Origin of the sequence: Serratia sp. CY32780 (assembly GCF_052169135.1) — a bacterium.
GTDB classification, from domain to species: Bacteria; Pseudomonadota; Gammaproteobacteria; order Enterobacterales; family Enterobacteriaceae; genus Serratia; species Serratia sarumanii.
In genome coordinates this window covers 1,549,757-1,565,839 of record NZ_JBJNLI010000001.1, presented here as the reverse complement: position 1 = coordinate 1,565,839, position 16,083 = coordinate 1,549,757, and the positions used below count along the sequence as shown (strand labels likewise).

Sequence of the window (16,083 nt, the reverse complement as noted above, 5' to 3'; positions counted from 1 at the left end):
TTGGGTTCGACTTATTACGATGCATGCAAAGGAGCACCGCTATGACTACCTGGACTAAACCTGAGTTTGTTGATCTGCGTCTGGGGCTGGAAGTGACGCTGTACATTTCCAACCGTTAATCGCCCGTCTGCCCGCCTTTCGCGCGGGCATTTCTTTCCTTCTTTTCTGGTTTAGACATGCAGATAAAAGTTCTCGGCTCGGCGGCGGGCGGCGGCTTTCCCCAGTGGAATTGCAACTGCGACAACTGTCGGGGCGTTCGCGACCACAGCATCAGCGCCACGCGCCGCACGCAGTCCTCCATCGCCGTCAGCGACGACGGTAAAAACTGGGTGCTGTGCAACGTTTCCCCGGACATTTGCCATCAGCTGCTGGCCTCGCCCGAATTGAATAATCCCGAGGTGCTGCGCGGCACCGGCATCGGCGCGATCGTGTTGACCGACAGCCAGATCGATCACAGCGCGGGCTTGCTCAATTTGCGCGAGGGCTGTCCGCATCACGTCTGGTGCACCCCTGAAGTGCATGACGATCTCAGCACCGGTTTCCCGGTGTTTCCCATGCTCTCACACTGGAACGGCGGCCTGATTCACCACCCGGTGACGCCCGGCGAGCCGTTCCGCACGATGGTCTGCCCGAACGTGCGCTTTACCGCCATTCCGCTGCTCAGCAACGCGCCGCCCTATTCGCCGTTCCGCGATCGCCCGCTGCCGGGCCACAACGTGGCGCTGTTTATCGAAGATACCGCGCGCGGGGTGGCGCTGCTGTACGCGCCGGGCCTGGGTGAGCCGGACGAGGTGCTGCTGCCGTGGCTGCGCCGCGCGGACTGCCTGCTGATCGACGGCACGCTGTGGCGCGACAACGAGCTGGCCAACGCCGGCGTGGGCCGCAATACCGGCAAGGACATGGGGCATCTGGCGCTGGCGGAAGAACACGGGCTGGCGGCCCTGCTCGCCACCTTGCCCGCCAGGCGTAAGATCCTGATCCACATAAACAATACCAACCCTATCCTCAATGAAGACTCGGTAGAGCGGCAAAGCCTGACCGCCGCCGGCATTGAAGTGAGCTGGGACGGCATGAATATCGAACTGTAGGGAACCGCCATGACGCAACCACTGCCCCTGACTCCGCCGGCATTTGAAGCGGCGCTGCGCGCCAAAGGCGCTTATTACCATATTCACCACCCGTACCACATCGCGATGCACAACGGCGAAGCGACCCGCGAACAGATCCAGGGCTGGGTGGCCAACCGGTTCTACTACCAGACCAGCATTCCGATCAAAGACGCGGCGATCATGGCCAACTGCCCACAGCCGGAAACCCGTCGCAAATGGGTGCAGCGCATCCTGGATCACGATGGCTACGGCGGCAGCGAAGGCGGCATCGAAGCCTGGCTGCGCCTGGGCGAAGCCGTCGGGCTGCAGCGCGACGCCCTGCTCTCTGAAGAATTGGTGCTGCCGGGCGTGCGCTTCGCGGTGGACGCCTACGTCAATTTCGCGCGCCGCGCCTGCTGGCAGGAAGCGGCCTGCAGCTCGCTGACCGAACTGTTCGCGCCGCAAATCCACCAATCGCGCCTCGACAGCTGGCCGCAGCACTACCCGTGGATCGACGCCGCCGGCTACGACTATTTCCGCAGCCGCCTCGGCCAGGCCAACCGCGATGTGGAACACGGCCTGGCGCTGGCGCTGGACTATTGCGACACCGTAGAAAAACAGCAGCGCATGCTGGAGATCCTGCAGTTCAAGCTGGACATTCTGTGGAGCATGCTGGATGCCATGAGCATGGCCTATACCCTGAACCGCCCGCCTTACCACAGCGTGACCGCCGCGCGGGTATGGCACAACCAGAGGCTGGTGTAATGACGCTGAACCCTGAACACACCCCCGTCTTCCGTCGCGGCTACCGCCTGCAATGGGAGCAAGTGCAAAACAGCCACGTGATCCTCTACCCGGAAGGCATGGCCAAGCTGAACGACAGCGCCGCCGCCATCTTGCAGCTGGTCGACGGCCACACCACGCTGAACGGCATCATCGCCCAGTTGAACGCCCGCTTCCCCGGCGCCGAAGGGCTGGCGGAAGACGTGCTGGAGTTTTTTCAGCGCGCCTACGAACAAAAATGGGTGACCTTCCGTGACTGAAGCGCGCGCGCCGGCGGTGAACCCGCCGCTCTGGCTGCTGGCGGAGCTGACCTACCGCTGCCCGCTGCAGTGTCCGTATTGCTCCAACCCGCTCGATTTCGCCGCGCAGGAAAAAGAGCTGACCACCGCGCAGTGGATCGAGGTGTTTCGCCAGGCGCGAGCGATGGGCAGCGTGCAGCTCGGTTTATCCGGCGGCGAGCCGCTGGTGCGTAAAGACCTGCCCGAGCTGATCGCCGCCGCGCGCGAGCTCGGCTTTTACACCAACCTGATCACCTCCGGCATCGGCCTGACCGAGAAGAAGCTGCAGACCTTCGCCGACGCCGGGCTGGACCATATCCAGATCAGTTTTCAGGCCAGCGACGAAACGCTGAACGCCGCGCTGGCGGGCTCCGCCAAGGCGTTTCAGCAGAAGCTGACCATGGCTAAGGCGGTCAAGGCGCTCGGCTATCCGATGGTGCTCAACTTCGTGCTGCATCGCCATAATATCGGCCAGATCGACCGCATTATCGAACTGGCTATCCAGCTGGACGCCGACGACGTCGAGCTGGCGACCTGCCAGTTCTACGGCTGGGCGCACCTCAACCGCGAGGGCCTGCTGCCGACCCGCGAGCAGATCGCCGACGCGGAAGCGGTGGTGAAACGCTACCGCGAACGCATGGCCACCGAGGGCAAGCTGGCCAACCTGCTGTTCGTCACGCCGGACTACTACGAGGAGCGCCCCAAAGGCTGCATGGGCGGCTGGGGCGCCATCTTCATGAGCGTGACGCCGGAAGGCATGGCGTTACCCTGTCACAGCGCCCGTCAGTTACCGATCGCCTTCCCGTCGGTGCTGGAGCACGATCTGCAGCATATCTGGTACCACTCGTTCGGCTTTAACCGCTATCGCGGCTATGACTGGATGCCGGAGCCGTGCCGTTCCTGCTCGGAGAAAGAACAAGACTACGGCGGCTGCCGCTGCCAAGCGTTCATGCTGACCGGCAACGCCGACAACGCCGACCCGGTGTGCGGCAAATCGCCCCACCACGGCACCATTCTGGCGGCGCGGGAAGCGGCGAATCGCTCGCAGATCGGTATCGATCAGCTGCGTTTTCGCAATCAGGCCAACTCCCGTCTGATCTTCAAGGGTTGACGATGACACCCGCCGCCGCCTCGTGGCAGCTCGACAACGGTTTGGCCGTCAAGGCGATAAGCGATCCTGCCGCCGCGGGCGCCGCCGCGCTGGTGCGCATTGAAGCGGGCAGTTTTCAGGCGCCCGTCGCCTGGCCGGGCCTGGCGCATCTGCTGGAGCATATGTTGTTTCGCGGCAGCGCGAACTACGGCGCGCAAGATGGTCTGATGGCCTGGGTCGCCTCGGTGGGAGGCCGGCTGAACGCCACCACCCAGGCCATGCAAACCGCGTTTTTCTTCGAGGTGGGCGCCGATCATTTGGCGCCGGGGCTGGCGCGGCTGAGCGATATGCTCGCCGCCCCGCAGCTGGCGGCCGAGGCGATCGCTCAGGAGATTGAGGTCATCGACGCTGAATATCGCCTGCTGCGCGCCGATGTGGAAACCCGCTGCGAAGCCGCACAGCGGCAGATGTTCAGCGGCCTTGACGCAATGCATCGCTTTCATATCGGCAGCCGCGCCGCCTTTGGCAGCGATATTTCCGCGTTGCAGCTGGCGCTGCGGCAGTTTCATCAGCGCTATTTTCGCGCGCCAAACCTGACGCTGTGGCTGCAAGGCCCGCAATCGCTGGCGCAACTGCATGCGCTGGCCCAACGCTACGGCAGCCGGCTGCCGGCGGGCAACGGCTCACCGCACGAGAACTCACCGCCGCTGACCGCTGCGGAAGATTACACCCTGACGCTGCCCGGCACGCCGCAGTTGAGACTGGTGTTTGCCCTGCCGCGCTCCCATTCGCGCGGCTGGCTGCGGCGGCTGGAGCGCCTGCTGCTGGACGAAGCCCCCGGCGGGCTGCTGGCCCGGCTGCGCGCTCAGGCGTGGTGCGACGCTGTTTGGCTCGATTATTCGCGCTGCAGCGAGAACAACGCGCTGCTGAGTTTTATCTTTACCGTCAATCACGGTTCAGCCGCTGAGGCTGCCTGCATCGAAAGCGCCCTGCTGGCGTGGCTGCAGGCGCTGCAGGTGCTGACACCGGCCCAGCTTGCGCATTACGAGCGGCTGGCAAATCGCGATTTCCACCGTTTGGCGCCGCTCGACCAGCTGCGTGCCAGAGCGTTTGGGCTGCCGCCGGCGGAGCCGAACGACGATTGGCCACGGCATATTGCGGCGCTGATTAGCGCGCCGCGCCGTCGCCTGGCCGTGCGGCCCGAAGGCGGCGGTGAAACCCGTGAAATTCAAGGGCTGCCGCTGGCGCTTGGCCCCTTCGCCGGCGCCGCGCTGACGGCTACGGCTGAACCCTTCCGCTTTTTCTCCTCCTCGGCGGCGCTGCCGCCCCCGACATTGCCTGCCGGCCTGGCGCCGCTGCGGCATCTGCGCCCCGACGAAGCGCAGCCGGTGCTGCTGCTGCGGCCGACGCCGTCCAGCCCCTTCAGTGATGCACAGGCCTACGGCTTACAGGCGGCGCTGCGCGCCGGGGCGGCCGAACTGGCGCATCGGGAAGGACATTTAAGCTTCGAACGCCACCAGGGTGCGTGGCTGCTGCAGCTGGCGGGCAGCCCCGCGCTGCTTTGCCACGGGCTGAGCGAGGTGAACCGGGCGCTGGCGGCGTTGCCGTCGGCCATTCTCAACGAGGCGGCGAGAAACCTGCGCCATACGCAGTTGCAAGAGCAAAACGACATCGCCATTCGTCGCCTGCTGGCCCAATTGCCCGCGGCGCTCAGCGCGCCGACAGCAACAGCGGTGCAGTGGCATGCCACCTTAGTCGGCGGCGATGGCGAGTTAAAACGGCAGCTCTCGCACCTGCTGTACGACTTCCCCTATCCCGTGGCCGCCGAGCCGCCGCTGCCGATATATCAGCATCATCGCCCCGTCACGCTGACGGAAAGCGGCGCCGAACACGCCTTGCTGCAGTTTTACCCGCTGCCGAACGGCGAAGCCGAAAGCCGTTGGGCGCTGCGCGTGCTGGCCCAGCTTTACGCGCCGCGCTATTTTCAGCGGTTGCGCGTGGATCGCAACGTGGGCTACGTGGTGCAATGCGCCTTCCACCGCTGCGCCGATGCCGAAGGCCTGCTGTTCGCGCTGCAATCCCCAACGTTCAACGTTGAACAGCTGCGGCAGTTAACCGACGAATTCTTACTACAGATGCGTCATGAGCTGGCGCACGTGGGCGCAAACGAGCTGGCGCAAACGCAACAGGCGCTGCGGCAAAGCGTGCAGCGCCTCAGCGCCGAGCCATTGCAACGCGCCCGCGAAATCGCCCTGGAAAATCACGCAATCATTGCCGCCGAGCCCATGACATTGACGCAACTGGCCTATTGGCAGCAGCGGCTATTCGCCGCAGGCTGATGTTGCGTCGGAGCCAACCCGACGCAATATAAACGTAGCGAAACAACTAATAACCAGAGGGAGATATATCTCAATAATCGTGTTCCCTCCTGTAAGAACTACTTCGGGAAATTACTTGAATAACAGCATGTTGATTAATCGCCTAACCGACGCCCTCCTTTTCTTTTTATGGCAGGCATATATTCTTCGCTTTTTCATTCTTTTAAACTCATAAGCTAGCGATATATAAAACACCATGAGCAGCAACATTAATATAACAATCATAAGTTAGCCCAAATCCATTTAGCCATTTCATACGATTATTATCTAATTTAATAAATTAAAAAATTAGAAACATCCTGTTCTAAAAATTACTTTATCATATCACTCAAACCGGCCTTTTATGCTGGCCGGGATGCAGGAGAATTATAATTGCACCGCCCAGTTAGCCCGTCGCGAACAACACAATGGGTAGGCGATACCGGTCAGCACCATGCTGATCACCCAGGAAATGTCTGCGCCCGGGATCAGATTGGCGTAAGGGCCGGAGAAGAATGCGTTCTCGACGAAAGGCACCTGCACCGCAATACCGCCGAAATAAACGCCGAGCGCGCGGGTGTTTAGCAGGCCGTAGCGCCCGCCGTCGGCGCTGAAAATGGCCGAAATGTCATAGCGTTGGCGGTTAAGCAGGTAAAAATCAATCAGGTTGATCATGCACCAGGGGATCAGCACCGAAATCAAGGCAAAAATCAGGTTCAGGAACAGATGAACGAAGTTGGCCGAGGCAACCAGCGCCACCCACACCGCTCCCAGCAAAATCAGCGCCGAGAACAGCGTGCGTATACGCGCATTCGGCATCCACTGCGGTAAGAAGGTTTGTACCGCAGTGATGAGTGAAAGCACCGCGCCGTACAAATTCATCGAGTTATGGCAGATGATGTTGATCAGAAACAGCACCATCAACACCGGCCCCAGCCCTCCCGTCGCCTGGCGCACCGCCTCCATGGCATCGTCGCTGCCGGCGACCAGATTGACCGCCACCACGCCGAACACGAAGGCCAAAATGGTGCCGCTGCAGGCGCCCAGGTAGGTATACAGGAAGGGTTTGGCAATGCCGACTTCCGCCGGCAGGTAACGCGAATAGTCTGACGTGTAGGGCGAGAAGCTGATTTGCCAGACGGCGCCGATGCAGAACGTGGCGAACCAACCGGCAATGCTGAACGATCCCCGCTGCCAAAAATCCGCCGGCAGCGGTTGAGAAAACATCAATACCAATCCGAGAATCAGCGCGCTGCCCATCACCCAGGCGCCGATTTTGTTGATCTTGTGGATGAAACGGTAGCCCACCACCCCGATCAGCGTTGCCAACACCGCGCCAATCACCGTCGCCACGCCCATGTTCAATGACGGGATGACGTTATGGATGACCTTGCCGGAAAGCGTGATGTTGGAAATAAAGAACCCCAGATAGATCACCGTGGCGAACACGATCACCAACAGCGAGCCGTAGCGGCCAAACTGCGCCCGGCTCTGCACCATTTGCGGTATTCCGACCTGTGGTCCCTGGGCAGAGGTCAGCGCCAGAAAAATACCGCCGAACAGGTGGCCGGCGATAATCGCGCTCAGCGCCGAGAGAATATTGAGATGAAACGTTTGTGTGGAGATGGCCCCGGTCACGACCGCCAGCGGCGCAATATTGGTGCAAAACCACAGGGTAAACAGGCTGCGGGCATGGCCATGGCGCTCCCCGGCGGGAACAAAATCGATCGACTTGTCTTCAATAAACGCGGTCTGCTCTGGCTGAGAGTTCATATATCCCCCGGTTAACGTGGATTATTATTTTTTACAGCGTGTTAGCGTGCGAATAGGTCGAAAAAAGCGTGCGTCTGCCCCGGCGACATTGCGGTCGCCTGTATCAATGCGATGAAAACGGGGCTGCCGGCGCGATCTGAAATCGCGCCTGATTGCGCTGACTCAGCGCATGACAAAAGGATCGTCTATCGGATCGTCGCTGGTGCGCAGCCACACCGTTTTGCTGGTGGTGTATTGCAGCGCGGCGTCAATCCCGCCCTCGCGGCCAAACCCCGACTGGCCGTAGCCGCCAAACGGCGCCAGCGGCGATACCGCTCGATAGGTATTCAGCCACACCACCCCCACCCGCAGGCGACGGGTCACCCGATGCGCGCGCGTCAGGTTCTGCGTGAAAATGCCGGCCGCCAGGCCATAGGCAGAATCATTGGCAAGCTGAATGGCCTCCGCTTCGTCCCTGAAGGTCAACACCGACAGCACCGGGCCGAACAGCTCTTGCTTCACGCACTCGGCGTCGGGTTGCGCGCTGCAATCGACAATCGTCGGCGGGTAGTAAAAGCCCGGTGAGTCGATCGCCGCGTGGCCAATCACCAGTTTTGCCCCCTGCTCCAGCGAACGGCTGACGATGGCGGCGATCCGCTCTTGCTGCTGCCTGGTGCAAAGCGGCCCGAACTGGGTGTCCGGGCGATCCGGCGGCCCGATGCGGATGCTGCGCACCTTCTCCGTCAGCCGGGCCAAAAACGTGTCCTTGATGCTTTCCGCCACCAGCAGGCGCGAGCCGGCTACGCAGCTCTGGCCCGACGCGGCGAAAATGGCCGCCACCTGCGCATTCGCCGCGCTGGTCAGATCCGCATCATCGAAAACGATAAACGGCGATTTTCCGCCCAGCTCCAGCGAGGTGCTGGCGAGGTTTTCCGCACTGCCGCGAACGATGTGCTTCGCGGTTTCCGCGCCGCCGGTAAAGGCGATGTGGTCTACCTGCGGATGCGCCGTCAGCACCGCACCGCATTCGGCGGCAAAGCCGGTGATCACATTGCATACGCCGCGTGGAAAACCGGCCTCGTCTATCAGTCTGGCGAACGCCAGCAGCGGCGCCGGCGCGGTTTCCGCCGCTTTGACCACCAGCGTGCAGCCGGCGGCGATCGCCGGGCCGATTTTCACCGCCGCAAGAAACAGCTGGCTGTTCCAGGGCACGATCGCCGCCACTACCCCGATCGGTTCGCGACGTACCCAGGTTTCCATGTCGGCTTTGTCGATCGCCAGCACGCTGCCTTCCATCTTGTCGGCCAGGCCGGCGTAGTACCGGTAGTATTCCGCCACATAAGCGATCTGCGCCTGGGTTTCCCGGATGATCTTGCCGGTATCCAGCGTTTCCAGCCGCGCCAGCTCGGGGGCGTGCTGCTCCAGCAAGTCGGCCAGCCGCAACAACAGCTTGCCGCGCGCGCCGGCGGTCATATCGCGCCACTCGGCCCCCTGGAAAGCCCGGTGCGCCGCCGCAACGGCGCGATCCACATCCTGCGCGCGGGCTTCCGCCACCTGCGCCCAGGATTCGCCGCTCGCCGGGTTGATCGAGTCGAAGGTGGCCGAACCGGCGTCAAACCGGCCGTCGATGTAGAGTTTGAACGATTCCATTAGCGCCTCCGTCAGTGAAATTCCGGCATCACGCAGCGAATGAACCGCTCCAGAGAGGCCTTTTTACGCGCAAAGCTCATGCCGCTGTCGATCCACAACGCAAACTCGTCATACCCCAGCGCCTCATATTTTTTCAGCCGCGTAATGACCTCATTGGCGGTGCCGATAGCCAGGTTGGTGCGCATCATCTCGGCGGAGTAATAGGTATTGGCGGCGATCTCTTCGTCGCTCAGCGGCTGAATCAGCCCTTGCCGCACCGGCCGCTGGTTCTTGAACCAGGCGCCGAAGTAGTGGTAGAAACGGTTGAGCTCTTCCGCCGCCAGGCGGGCGTCCACCTCATCTTCCGCTACGTAGCCATGCTGCAACAGCATGATCTTCAGCGGCTGCTCGGCGGCGAAGCGTGCACGCGCCTCGTTGAAACAGGTCACCAGCCGCACGATCTCCTCTTCCCCTTGATGCAGCGGCGTAACCTGAACGTTGCAGCCGTTTTGCACCGCAAATTCGTGGCTGTTGGGATCGCGCGCCGCCACCCAAATCGGCGGATGCGGCTGCTGTTTCGGCAGCGGCGACGAGGTGGTCGCCGGGAACGACCAGTATTCCCCCTGATGGGCATAGTCGCCCTGCCACAGTTTTTTCACCGCCGGGATCAACTCGCGCATGCGCTGCCCGGCATCCCAGGCGGTCAAACCGGGCATCAGTCGTTCGTATTCATAGGAATAGGCGCCGCGCGCGATGCCCAGCTCCAGCCTGCCGCCGGTGATGATGTCGGTCATCGCCGCCTCGCCCGCCAGACGGATCGGGTGATTGAACGGCGCAATGATGGTGCCGGTGCCGAGCCGCACCCGCGAGGTGCGCCGGGCAATGTCCGCCAGATTGATGAACGGATTCGGCGCAATGGTGAAATTCATGCCGTGGTGCTCGCCGGTCCAGATGGCGTGCATGCCGCCGCGATCGGCGATTTCACACAGCTCGATCATCTCCTGGTAGAGCTTTTCCTGCGGTTCGTCGGGTAACGTTCGTTCCATATGCACGAATAAAGACAGTTTCATCACACTCTCCCGTTCAGCCTCAACCGGCGAATTGCTTGATGGCACCGCTGTGCTCATCGCCATAATAGATACCGTAATTGCCCACGGCGTTTTCTTTGACGAACCGGCCCAGCATCGATCGCAGCGCCGGATCCTTGATCGGCAGCCGCGCCAGCGTCGGCATGTCGAACCATTCCGCCGCGCCCAGCTGCGGCGTCAGGCTGCCGGCGTCGGTCGGCAGCGCGCACAGAAAAACGATGTGTTGCTGGTGCTTTTGGCGGTCGTCATAGACGGAATAGACGAAGCCCGGATGGGCATTAATGCCCAGCTGTTGCAGCAGCTCCCCCAACGTTTCGCTGACGCTGCGTTTCTCCACCGCGCTGGACGGCAGTTGATAGCCGCCGTCATTTTGCCGCACCATCACGGCGTGCCCTTCAAACTCGATCAACGCGCTTACCACCACCTGCGGCCCGCCAATCAGCGACTGCGCGTTTTGATAAGGCGTGAAATAAGCGCCGCGGTAATACCCCAGACCGGCGGTGGCGTTGGACTCGAACCCTTCGACCTTGCCGATCAGAATGGCATGGTCGCCGGCGTCCACCACCTGATGCAGCGAGCAGTCGAACCAGGCCGAACTGTTATCGATCAGCGGCACCCGTGACGCGCTCCAGCGCCAATCGATCTGCGCAAAGCGGTCTTCGTTCTTTTGCGCAAAAATGGTTGAAGCCTCTTTTTGCTGTTCCGCCAGAATATTGATGGCGAAATGGCTGCACTGGGTAAAATGCGCCAGATTCGCCGAACGTTTATCGATGCTCACCAACAGCAGCGCCGGATCCAGCGACACCGACGAAAACGAATTGGCGGTGAAGCCAATCGGCTTCCCCTGCTTGTCTACCGAGGTCACAATGGTGACGCCGGTCATAAAGGCACCGAAAGCGTCGCGCAACTGCCTGCGTTTATCCGCGTCCATTTGCCGCTCCTAAAGTCAAAGGTTGCTCTGAGGTCAGAAAATCGAGCATCAGCGCGTTGACGCGTTGCGCATCGGTCAGACTGACCATGTGTTTGGCGTTCTCAATGATTACCGCACGCCCGTTCGGTGCGGCCTGCGCCATTTGCCGCGCCATCTCCGGGCTGGAATTGGCGTCGTGCTCGCCGGTCAGCACCAACACCGGGCAGCGGATAAGGTGCCAACGCGGGGCATACACCCGATCGCCGGTAGCAAACGCCTGATAGGCGCGGGCATAACCCGCTACGTCCACCTGTTGCAACCAGCCGCCCACCTGCCGGCGCAGACCCTGTTCGGCGGGATCGGCGCCAAACCACCGGCTCAGCGGCGAGTCGAGCTGCGTCTGGCCGCTGGCCAACGCGCTGGCGCGTTGCGCGACCTCGGCGCTGGCCTTTGCTGAGCGCTGAAACACGCCGCTCATCACCACCGCGCGATTGACCCGCTCCGGATAATCGATCGCCAGACCGGCGGTGATCAACGCCCCCATCGAGTGCCCCGCCACCGCCGCGCTCGGCGCGCCCAGGGTGTTTAAGAAGGCCGCCATCCAGCGCACGTAATCCTCCAGCGTCGCGGCGTGGGCGAAGCCTTCGCTTTCTCCGTGGCCCGGCATATCGACGGCGATGACCCGAAAGTGCGCGCTGAGCGCATCGAGCTGGGGATACCAGGCCTCCGCGTTCATGCCTACGCCGTGGATCAATACCAGCGGCTCGCCACGCCCGGCCTCCAAATACCCCACCCGCAGAGCGGGTTCAGACAGCTGCCGGATTGTTCTGATCATGGCCCAGCTCTTTCAGATCCAGATAACGATTGCCGATGCGGTGGTGCGGCCGCCCCCCCAGCGCCGCGCCCAGTGCTATGACGATTTCATCGTCGAAGGGCGCGTCGTTGATGTTGAACTGAAATGTCAGGTAGTGCTCGCGGCTGCCTTCGTCGTTTTTCCCCATCATCGGGATCAGGATCGGCGCGTTGGCCGGCCCGCGGGTATTGTTGAACGCCAGATAGCTCTTGCCGTTGACCGCCGAACGGTAGTGGTTGCCGAAATGCAGCGTGTGGATCAGCGCCGAGGCATGTTCCAACTCGCCGCCCAGCCCCACCACCGCGCTTTTGCCGAAGGCTTCCACCCGCTCGCCGGAGCCGGCTTCTTTGAGGATCAAACCGGTCAGCAGCTCGCCCAGCACCGGTGCCATTTCTCGAATCTTTGGCGCCAGATCCTCGACAAAGCCTTGCCCGGCCCAGGGGTTTTTGATCACCGCCGCCGCCGCGATCATCACCAGCGGTTTGCCGGCCGATTTGCCGCCGTCGGCGTAGAGGGTTTCTGTGGAAACCAGGGTCTTGCGGATGTCTTGATGCATAAGGGACCTCGAAAAGTAAATCAAATGTTAATCAGATGTCGCGAGTCGAGGATATAGCATCGGGCAGATTGGTATGTCAAAATTTGGTATACCATAATACGGTATTCTTATTTTCACTTGAGGCGGTAGAGCACATTTGAAAATAACAGCGGTTAATCAATGCATTAGTAAATTTTCGTGGACTTTGGCAGGGAATGAAACGCCGGCCACAACCGCGTCCGCTCAGCACCCTGTGCCCGTGCCGCAGCCGTTGAGCCAGCGGCTATCGGCACCGAAAAGCGGTTTTTTTAGGCTATCTTTCGATTTTGTGAGCTGCGGCAACATTCACCGTTTTGGCGATGCGGCGCGAAATCGGCCGCCGTTGCTTTGCAGGTTGGAAAGATGTTAATAGTACCGGGCAAACGGGAATTCGCGTCGTTATCCGGATTAATGATGATCCACAAAAAATAGAGACAATTATGGTTCAGGCGTCATTGAAAATTGAGAATGCACCGGTCACCTTGCGCGAATTGGCATTGGCGAAAATTAGGCAGGCGATTATCTCAGGGTATTTTCAGGCCGGCGATCGTTTGGTGGAACGCAGCCTGTGCGAGGAGCTGGGCGTCAGCCGCAGCGTGGTGCGCGAGGTGATCCGTTATCTCGAAGCGGAGGGGCTCATTGAAACGCTCGGCAAGAAAGGGCCGATTGTCGCTATTCTGACCTGGGAAATTGCCGAGCAGATTTATACTATTCGCCTGCTGCTTGAACAGGATGCCGCTCACGACTGCGCCCTGAAAGCCGGGCCGGAAGATAAAAAGAAACTGCATGAAAAATTAATTGCGATTAATCAGGCGTCGGCCGGGCAGGACGATATTCAGCGCGTTGAAGCCTCGCAGGCCTTTTATGAAACCATTTTCCAGGTGGCCCATCACGCCATTGCCTGGGAAATCGTTCAACGCCTGAATAGCCGCATCAGCCGCCTGCGCGCCCTGACCCTGAAAACCCCGGAGCGCCAGCTGGCCGGTTTCGAGCGCATGACGCGCATTTATCACGCCATCGAACAAAACAATCCGACGCAGGCCAGGCAAGAAGTCATCGATCACCTGACCGAGGCCGCCGCGCTGGCCAAGCGCATTCTGCAACAGGAGTCCTGAGATGCCCGCTTACTGGATCGCCCATGTTACCGTGAAAGATCCGCAGCAATATCAGCATTACATGGATTTGGCGCCCCAGGCGTTTCGCCAGTTCAACGCCCGTTTTCTCGCCCGCGGCGAACAGGCGCAAACGCTGGAAGGCCCATCGTTTGTGAAACATGTGCTGATCGAATTCGACGACTACGCCACCGCGTTGGCCTGCTACCATTCGCCGACCTATCAGTTGGCGAAACAACAGCGGCGCCACGTGGCGGAAGCCATGATTACCATCGTCGACGGCTTGCCGCCCGCCCATTAAAAAGCCCCCGCCGTTACGGCGGAGGCTGGGTGATGTGAGGCGTGATAACCGCGTTCAGAAGCGCCGGGTCAGGCCGGCGTTTTCCGCTAGTTATTTCTCTTCAGGATCTTCCCAGTTTCAGCCCAGATCTGGCTGCGATAATGATCGTCTTCCTGAGAGAAGAAAAGTACGGTCAGCCCATCCTTGTCCAACAGCGCAATGCCATCGGGAGCAGGACGCCACGCCACAGGCTCTTGCGGCAAGACGTCGGGCGTGCAATCAGATAAAAATTTCAGGCTATAGCCGCCGGCCGATTCCACACTCTCCGCGTTGAGCTGCACAACACAAGACTTTGATTTATCACTGACCGTCCACTGCCCGGATAGCGTTTCGGCGGAAGGTAACACCAGACTGCTTGCCATAGAGGCTCCTGAAAACAAGAAAATTATTCCGACAAGAATAAATTTGCACATAGCTGGCCCATGCGAAACGGTGGGCATCATCGCCCACCGTTGCCGTTTTACACGATAAAGTCAACAGCGACGTCGGCCTGCCCGACGATGTGCACCAGGAAGTCTGGATTTGCACCGCCATGGATATTGAAGGCCAATTCACTCAGATTGCTCTGGGTATCATAGGATACCAGCGCCTCACCGGCCTGCCCGCTGAAATGATCGACAAACTGAATGAAATCACTGCCTTTAGCGCCCTGGTTGAAGAAGGACAGATCGATCTTGTCCTTGCCTGACTCAAAGTCCCAAATGGTATCAGGAGCCCGAACAGGCGAGTCATTCACATCAGAGAAGACAAAAATGTCGTTGCCTTGCCCTCCCCATAATTGATCCTGGCCCGCTCCACCGTAAATGACATCGTTGCCGGCGCCGCCTTTGAGCGTATTGTCTGCGTGATTCCCAACAATGACGTCATTACCTGAGCCCCCTATCGCGTTTTCGATGGTGACGCCAGCGGCGATGGAAACATTCCCTTTTAATCCCCCGACGTCGGAGAAAGCGCCTTCGTTCAAGTTGATACGTTGATTTTGGCTATACCCCGAGAAATCAAGGGTATCATTACCGCCTGCATCCCAAACAGACATCACCAGTTTGTCGTGGCTGTCATTGAGCGTATAGAAGTCTCGGCCTGTATTTGAATTAAACCCGTAAACGGTGTCGCCGGTTCGGGTGGTCATATTGGCGCCGTAAAGATGCTGGATGGCCGCGATATCATCAACCAGCGGCGCAGCGGCATAGTAATGGCCATGATCCGCGTTGGTAATGGATTCATTCCAGTAACTCATTACGCTAAACTGCCGGGTATCTTCGGCGTAAACTGCCTTGGTATAATTTGGGCTGCCTTGCCCCGCATTATAAGTGCCCGGGTGATCTAACCCGAGAGTATGGCCAACCTCATGGGTAATGGTTAAGCGGCCGTAATTACCTAGCTCAGGATGCAAATTTTCGGAGTGATTCTTAATGTTGTACCAACTTTGCCCATCAGAATTGAACCCCCTGTAATCATTGCCATTATATGAGAACGGTTTCAAGGCATACGCTTGTCCTGTCCCCTCATAATTGCCAAAGGTAATATTGGAGGGTTGGCCTGCGGCAACTTCGACAAATTTGATGTTGGCAACATCGGCCCAGGATTGCAAAGACAGCTTCGCCTGTTCTTGTTGCTGTTGCGTGAACGAGCTCAACCCCGTATCACGTTCCGGGGAGCGGTGGCCCAGGTTCAGTTCGTTATAATCCCAATCCGGGAAGGAATAGGTCACCGTCGCCTCTTTTCCCGTGACGTGAACGCCATTCCAGGTTTTATCGCCGCGCGCGATCTGCAACCCCGCCTGATTTATGTCATAAGACGGTTTGTTATTTATCGTCAGACCATTTCCGCGCTCATGGTAGTGAATAAGATCGTTAACGCTGTCCCAACCCGTTTCGTTTCCATTCATGGTATTACCCATAACTTTCTCCACAAAGTAGCTAGTATTGCTATGACATCCGAAATGTCCCTTGGGGATAATCAAGATCCTGAGAATAGCGATCACCCGATACGCCCCACTCTTTTTGCCTATCCCTTTACAATTGACTTTTAACTACCCGATGCCTCCTTACCCATGATTGAGAACTGATGCAACTGCGTGAGATCGCGATATTTCCGTGCAAAATGCACGGAAATAATAGGCGCATTGATCCGGCAAGGGTTTGATTCCAGAGTTTGCGCGTTGAGGCTAGGTTGAGATGCCGCTCAAAGGGGCGGATGACAACGGCCGTTCGATACCTTGTCTCGTTG

Annotated in this window: 16 protein-coding genes; 8 read left to right on the top strand and 8 right to left on the bottom strand. The window is 59.7% G+C overall.

The window, feature by feature from the left end:
* Nucleotides 1-41: 41 nt before the first annotated feature.
* Genes pqqA through pqqF form a run of 6 tightly spaced genes read left to right on the top strand, consistent with a single transcriptional unit; the run spans nt 42 to nt 5,578 of the window.
* Nucleotides 42-119: a pyrroloquinoline quinone precursor peptide PqqA gene (gene pqqA, locus ACJ8HH_RS07670; protein WP_004937827.1), complete on the top strand. Its 78-nt coding sequence runs from the start codon at nt 42-44 to the stop codon at nt 117-119.
* 57 nt (nt 120-176) lie between these two features.
* Nucleotides 177-1,088, top strand: coding sequence for a pyrroloquinoline quinone biosynthesis protein PqqB (gene pqqB, locus ACJ8HH_RS07665; RefSeq protein WP_060428303.1), 912 nt, complete (start codon nt 177-179; stop codon nt 1,086-1,088).
* Nucleotides 1,089-1,097: 9 nt separating this feature from the next.
* On the top strand, nt 1,098-1,853 hold the full coding sequence (gene pqqC / locus ACJ8HH_RS07660; protein WP_033634535.1) for a pyrroloquinoline-quinone synthase PqqC: 756 nt from the start codon (nt 1,098-1,100) through the stop codon (nt 1,851-1,853).
* Nucleotides 1,853-2,131, top strand: a complete 279-nt coding sequence (gene pqqD / locus ACJ8HH_RS07655) for a pyrroloquinoline quinone biosynthesis peptide chaperone PqqD (RefSeq protein WP_039566152.1) — start codon at nt 1,853-1,855, stop codon at nt 2,129-2,131. Before pqqC ends, pqqD begins: the two co-directional genes overlap by 1 nt.
* A complete protein-coding gene (gene pqqE, locus ACJ8HH_RS07650; RefSeq protein ID WP_060451568.1) occupies nt 2,124-3,260 on the top strand; it encodes a pyrroloquinoline quinone biosynthesis protein PqqE in 1,137 nt (378 codons plus the stop codon). The genes pqqD and pqqE overlap by 8 nt, the downstream gene beginning before the upstream one ends.
* A 2-nt stretch (nt 3,261-3,262) precedes the next feature.
* Nucleotides 3,263-5,578, top strand: a complete 2,316-nt coding sequence (pqqF, locus tag ACJ8HH_RS07645; protein WP_060451567.1) for a pyrroloquinoline quinone biosynthesis protein PqqF — start codon at nt 3,263-3,265, stop codon at nt 5,576-5,578.
* 405 nt (nt 5,579-5,983) lie between these two features.
* Here pqqF and ACJ8HH_RS07640 read toward each other — a convergent pair whose 3' ends face one another.
* The 6 genes from ACJ8HH_RS07640 to ACJ8HH_RS07615 all read right to left on the bottom strand — a co-directional run bounded on the left by ACJ8HH_RS07640 (nt 5,984) and on the right by ACJ8HH_RS07615 (nt 12,384).
* On the bottom strand, nt 5,984-7,369 hold the full coding sequence (locus tag ACJ8HH_RS07640; protein WP_033648302.1) for a purine-cytosine permease family protein: 1,386 nt from the start codon (nt 7,367-7,369) through the stop codon (nt 5,984-5,986).
* A gap of 162 nt (nt 7,370-7,531) precedes the next feature.
* A complete protein-coding gene (locus ACJ8HH_RS07635; RefSeq protein WP_060451566.1) occupies nt 7,532-8,998 on the bottom strand; it encodes an aldehyde dehydrogenase in 1,467 nt (488 codons plus the stop codon).
* Nucleotides 8,999-9,009: 11 nt separating this feature from the next.
* A complete protein-coding gene (locus ACJ8HH_RS07630) occupies nt 9,010-10,047 on the bottom strand; it encodes an LLM class flavin-dependent oxidoreductase (protein WP_060430183.1) in 1,038 nt (345 codons plus the stop codon).
* Between the two features lie 19 nt (nt 10,048-10,066).
* Nucleotides 10,067-10,996 (bottom strand): flavin reductase family protein, encoded by a 930-nt coding sequence (locus ACJ8HH_RS07625; RefSeq protein ID WP_060421033.1) that lies wholly within the window; start codon nt 10,994-10,996, stop codon nt 10,067-10,069.
* Nucleotides 10,983-11,810, bottom strand: a complete 828-nt coding sequence (locus tag ACJ8HH_RS07620) for an alpha/beta fold hydrolase (protein ID WP_033648298.1) — start codon at nt 11,808-11,810, stop codon at nt 10,983-10,985. Before ACJ8HH_RS07620 ends, ACJ8HH_RS07625 begins: the two co-directional genes overlap by 14 nt.
* On the bottom strand, nt 11,782-12,384 hold the full coding sequence (locus ACJ8HH_RS07615; RefSeq protein ID WP_033648297.1) for an amino acid synthesis family protein: 603 nt from the start codon (nt 12,382-12,384) through the stop codon (nt 11,782-11,784). Before ACJ8HH_RS07615 ends, ACJ8HH_RS07620 begins: the two co-directional genes overlap by 29 nt.
* Before the next feature lie 338 nt (nt 12,385-12,722).
* On the opposite strand from ACJ8HH_RS07615, the gene ACJ8HH_RS07610 reads away from it, so the two are divergent.
* Complete coding sequence (locus ACJ8HH_RS07610) at nt 12,723-13,517, top strand: GntR family transcriptional regulator (protein WP_223181988.1); 795 nt, start codon at nt 12,723-12,725, stop codon at nt 13,515-13,517.
* A gap of 1 nt (nt 13,518) precedes the next feature.
* Complete coding sequence (locus ACJ8HH_RS07605; protein ID WP_060451565.1) at nt 13,519-13,815, top strand: DUF1330 domain-containing protein; 297 nt, start codon at nt 13,519-13,521, stop codon at nt 13,813-13,815.
* An 86-nt stretch (nt 13,816-13,901) separates the two neighbouring features.
* On the opposite strand, the gene ACJ8HH_RS07600 is transcribed toward ACJ8HH_RS07605, so the two are convergent.
* Both ACJ8HH_RS07600 and ACJ8HH_RS07595 read right to left on the bottom strand, forming a co-directional pair.
* Nucleotides 13,902-14,216, bottom strand: a complete 315-nt coding sequence (locus ACJ8HH_RS07600; RefSeq protein ID WP_033648294.1) for an AprI/Inh family metalloprotease inhibitor — start codon at nt 14,214-14,216, stop codon at nt 13,902-13,904.
* Nucleotides 14,217-14,314: 98 nt separating this feature from the next.
* The gene (locus ACJ8HH_RS07595; RefSeq protein WP_049196990.1) at nt 14,315-15,754 is read right to left on the bottom strand and encodes a serralysin family metalloprotease; all 1,440 of its coding nucleotides are present in this window, start codon (nt 15,752-15,754) and stop codon (nt 14,315-14,317) included.
* Nucleotides 15,755-16,083: the final 329 nt, after the last annotated feature.

Coding starts and splice junctions, on each gene's coding strand:
- pqqC (WP_033634535.1), top strand. CDS start 1,098: ATGACGCAACCACTGCCCCTGACTCCGCCGGCATTTGAAGCGGCGCTG.
- ACJ8HH_RS07630 (WP_060430183.1), bottom strand. CDS start 10,047: ATGAAACTGTCTTTATTCGTGCATATGGAACGAACGTTACCCGACGAA.
- ACJ8HH_RS07625 (WP_060421033.1), bottom strand. CDS start 10,996: ATGGACGCGGATAAACGCAGGCAGTTGCGCGACGCTTTCGGTGCCTTT.
- ACJ8HH_RS07640 (WP_033648302.1), bottom strand. CDS start 7,369: ATGAACTCTCAGCCAGAGCAGACCGCGTTTATTGAAGACAAGTCGATC.
- ACJ8HH_RS07635 (WP_060451566.1), bottom strand. CDS start 8,998: ATGGAATCGTTCAAACTCTACATCGACGGCCGGTTTGACGCCGGTTCG.
- ACJ8HH_RS07595 (WP_049196990.1), bottom strand. CDS start 15,754: ATGGGTAATACCATGAATGGAAACGAAACGGGTTGGGACAGCGTTAAC.
- ACJ8HH_RS07620 (WP_033648298.1), bottom strand. CDS start 11,810: ATGATCAGAACAATCCGGCAGCTGTCTGAACCCGCTCTGCGGGTGGGG.
- ACJ8HH_RS07600 (WP_033648294.1), bottom strand. CDS start 14,216: ATGGCAAGCAGTCTGGTGTTACCTTCCGCCGAAACGCTATCCGGGCAG.
- pqqB (WP_060428303.1), top strand. CDS start 177: ATGCAGATAAAAGTTCTCGGCTCGGCGGCGGGCGGCGGCTTTCCCCAG.
- ACJ8HH_RS07610 (WP_223181988.1), top strand. CDS start 12,723: ATGCGGCGCGAAATCGGCCGCCGTTGCTTTGCAGGTTGGAAAGATGTT.
- pqqD (WP_039566152.1), top strand. CDS start 1,853: ATGACGCTGAACCCTGAACACACCCCCGTCTTCCGTCGCGGCTACCGC.
- ACJ8HH_RS07605 (WP_060451565.1), top strand. CDS start 13,519: ATGCCCGCTTACTGGATCGCCCATGTTACCGTGAAAGATCCGCAGCAA.
- pqqA (WP_004937827.1), top strand. CDS start 42: ATGACTACCTGGACTAAACCTGAGTTTGTTGATCTGCGTCTGGGGCTG.
- pqqF (WP_060451567.1), top strand. CDS start 3,263: ATGACACCCGCCGCCGCCTCGTGGCAGCTCGACAACGGTTTGGCCGTC.
- ACJ8HH_RS07615 (WP_033648297.1), bottom strand. CDS start 12,384: ATGCATCAAGACATCCGCAAGACCCTGGTTTCCACAGAAACCCTCTAC.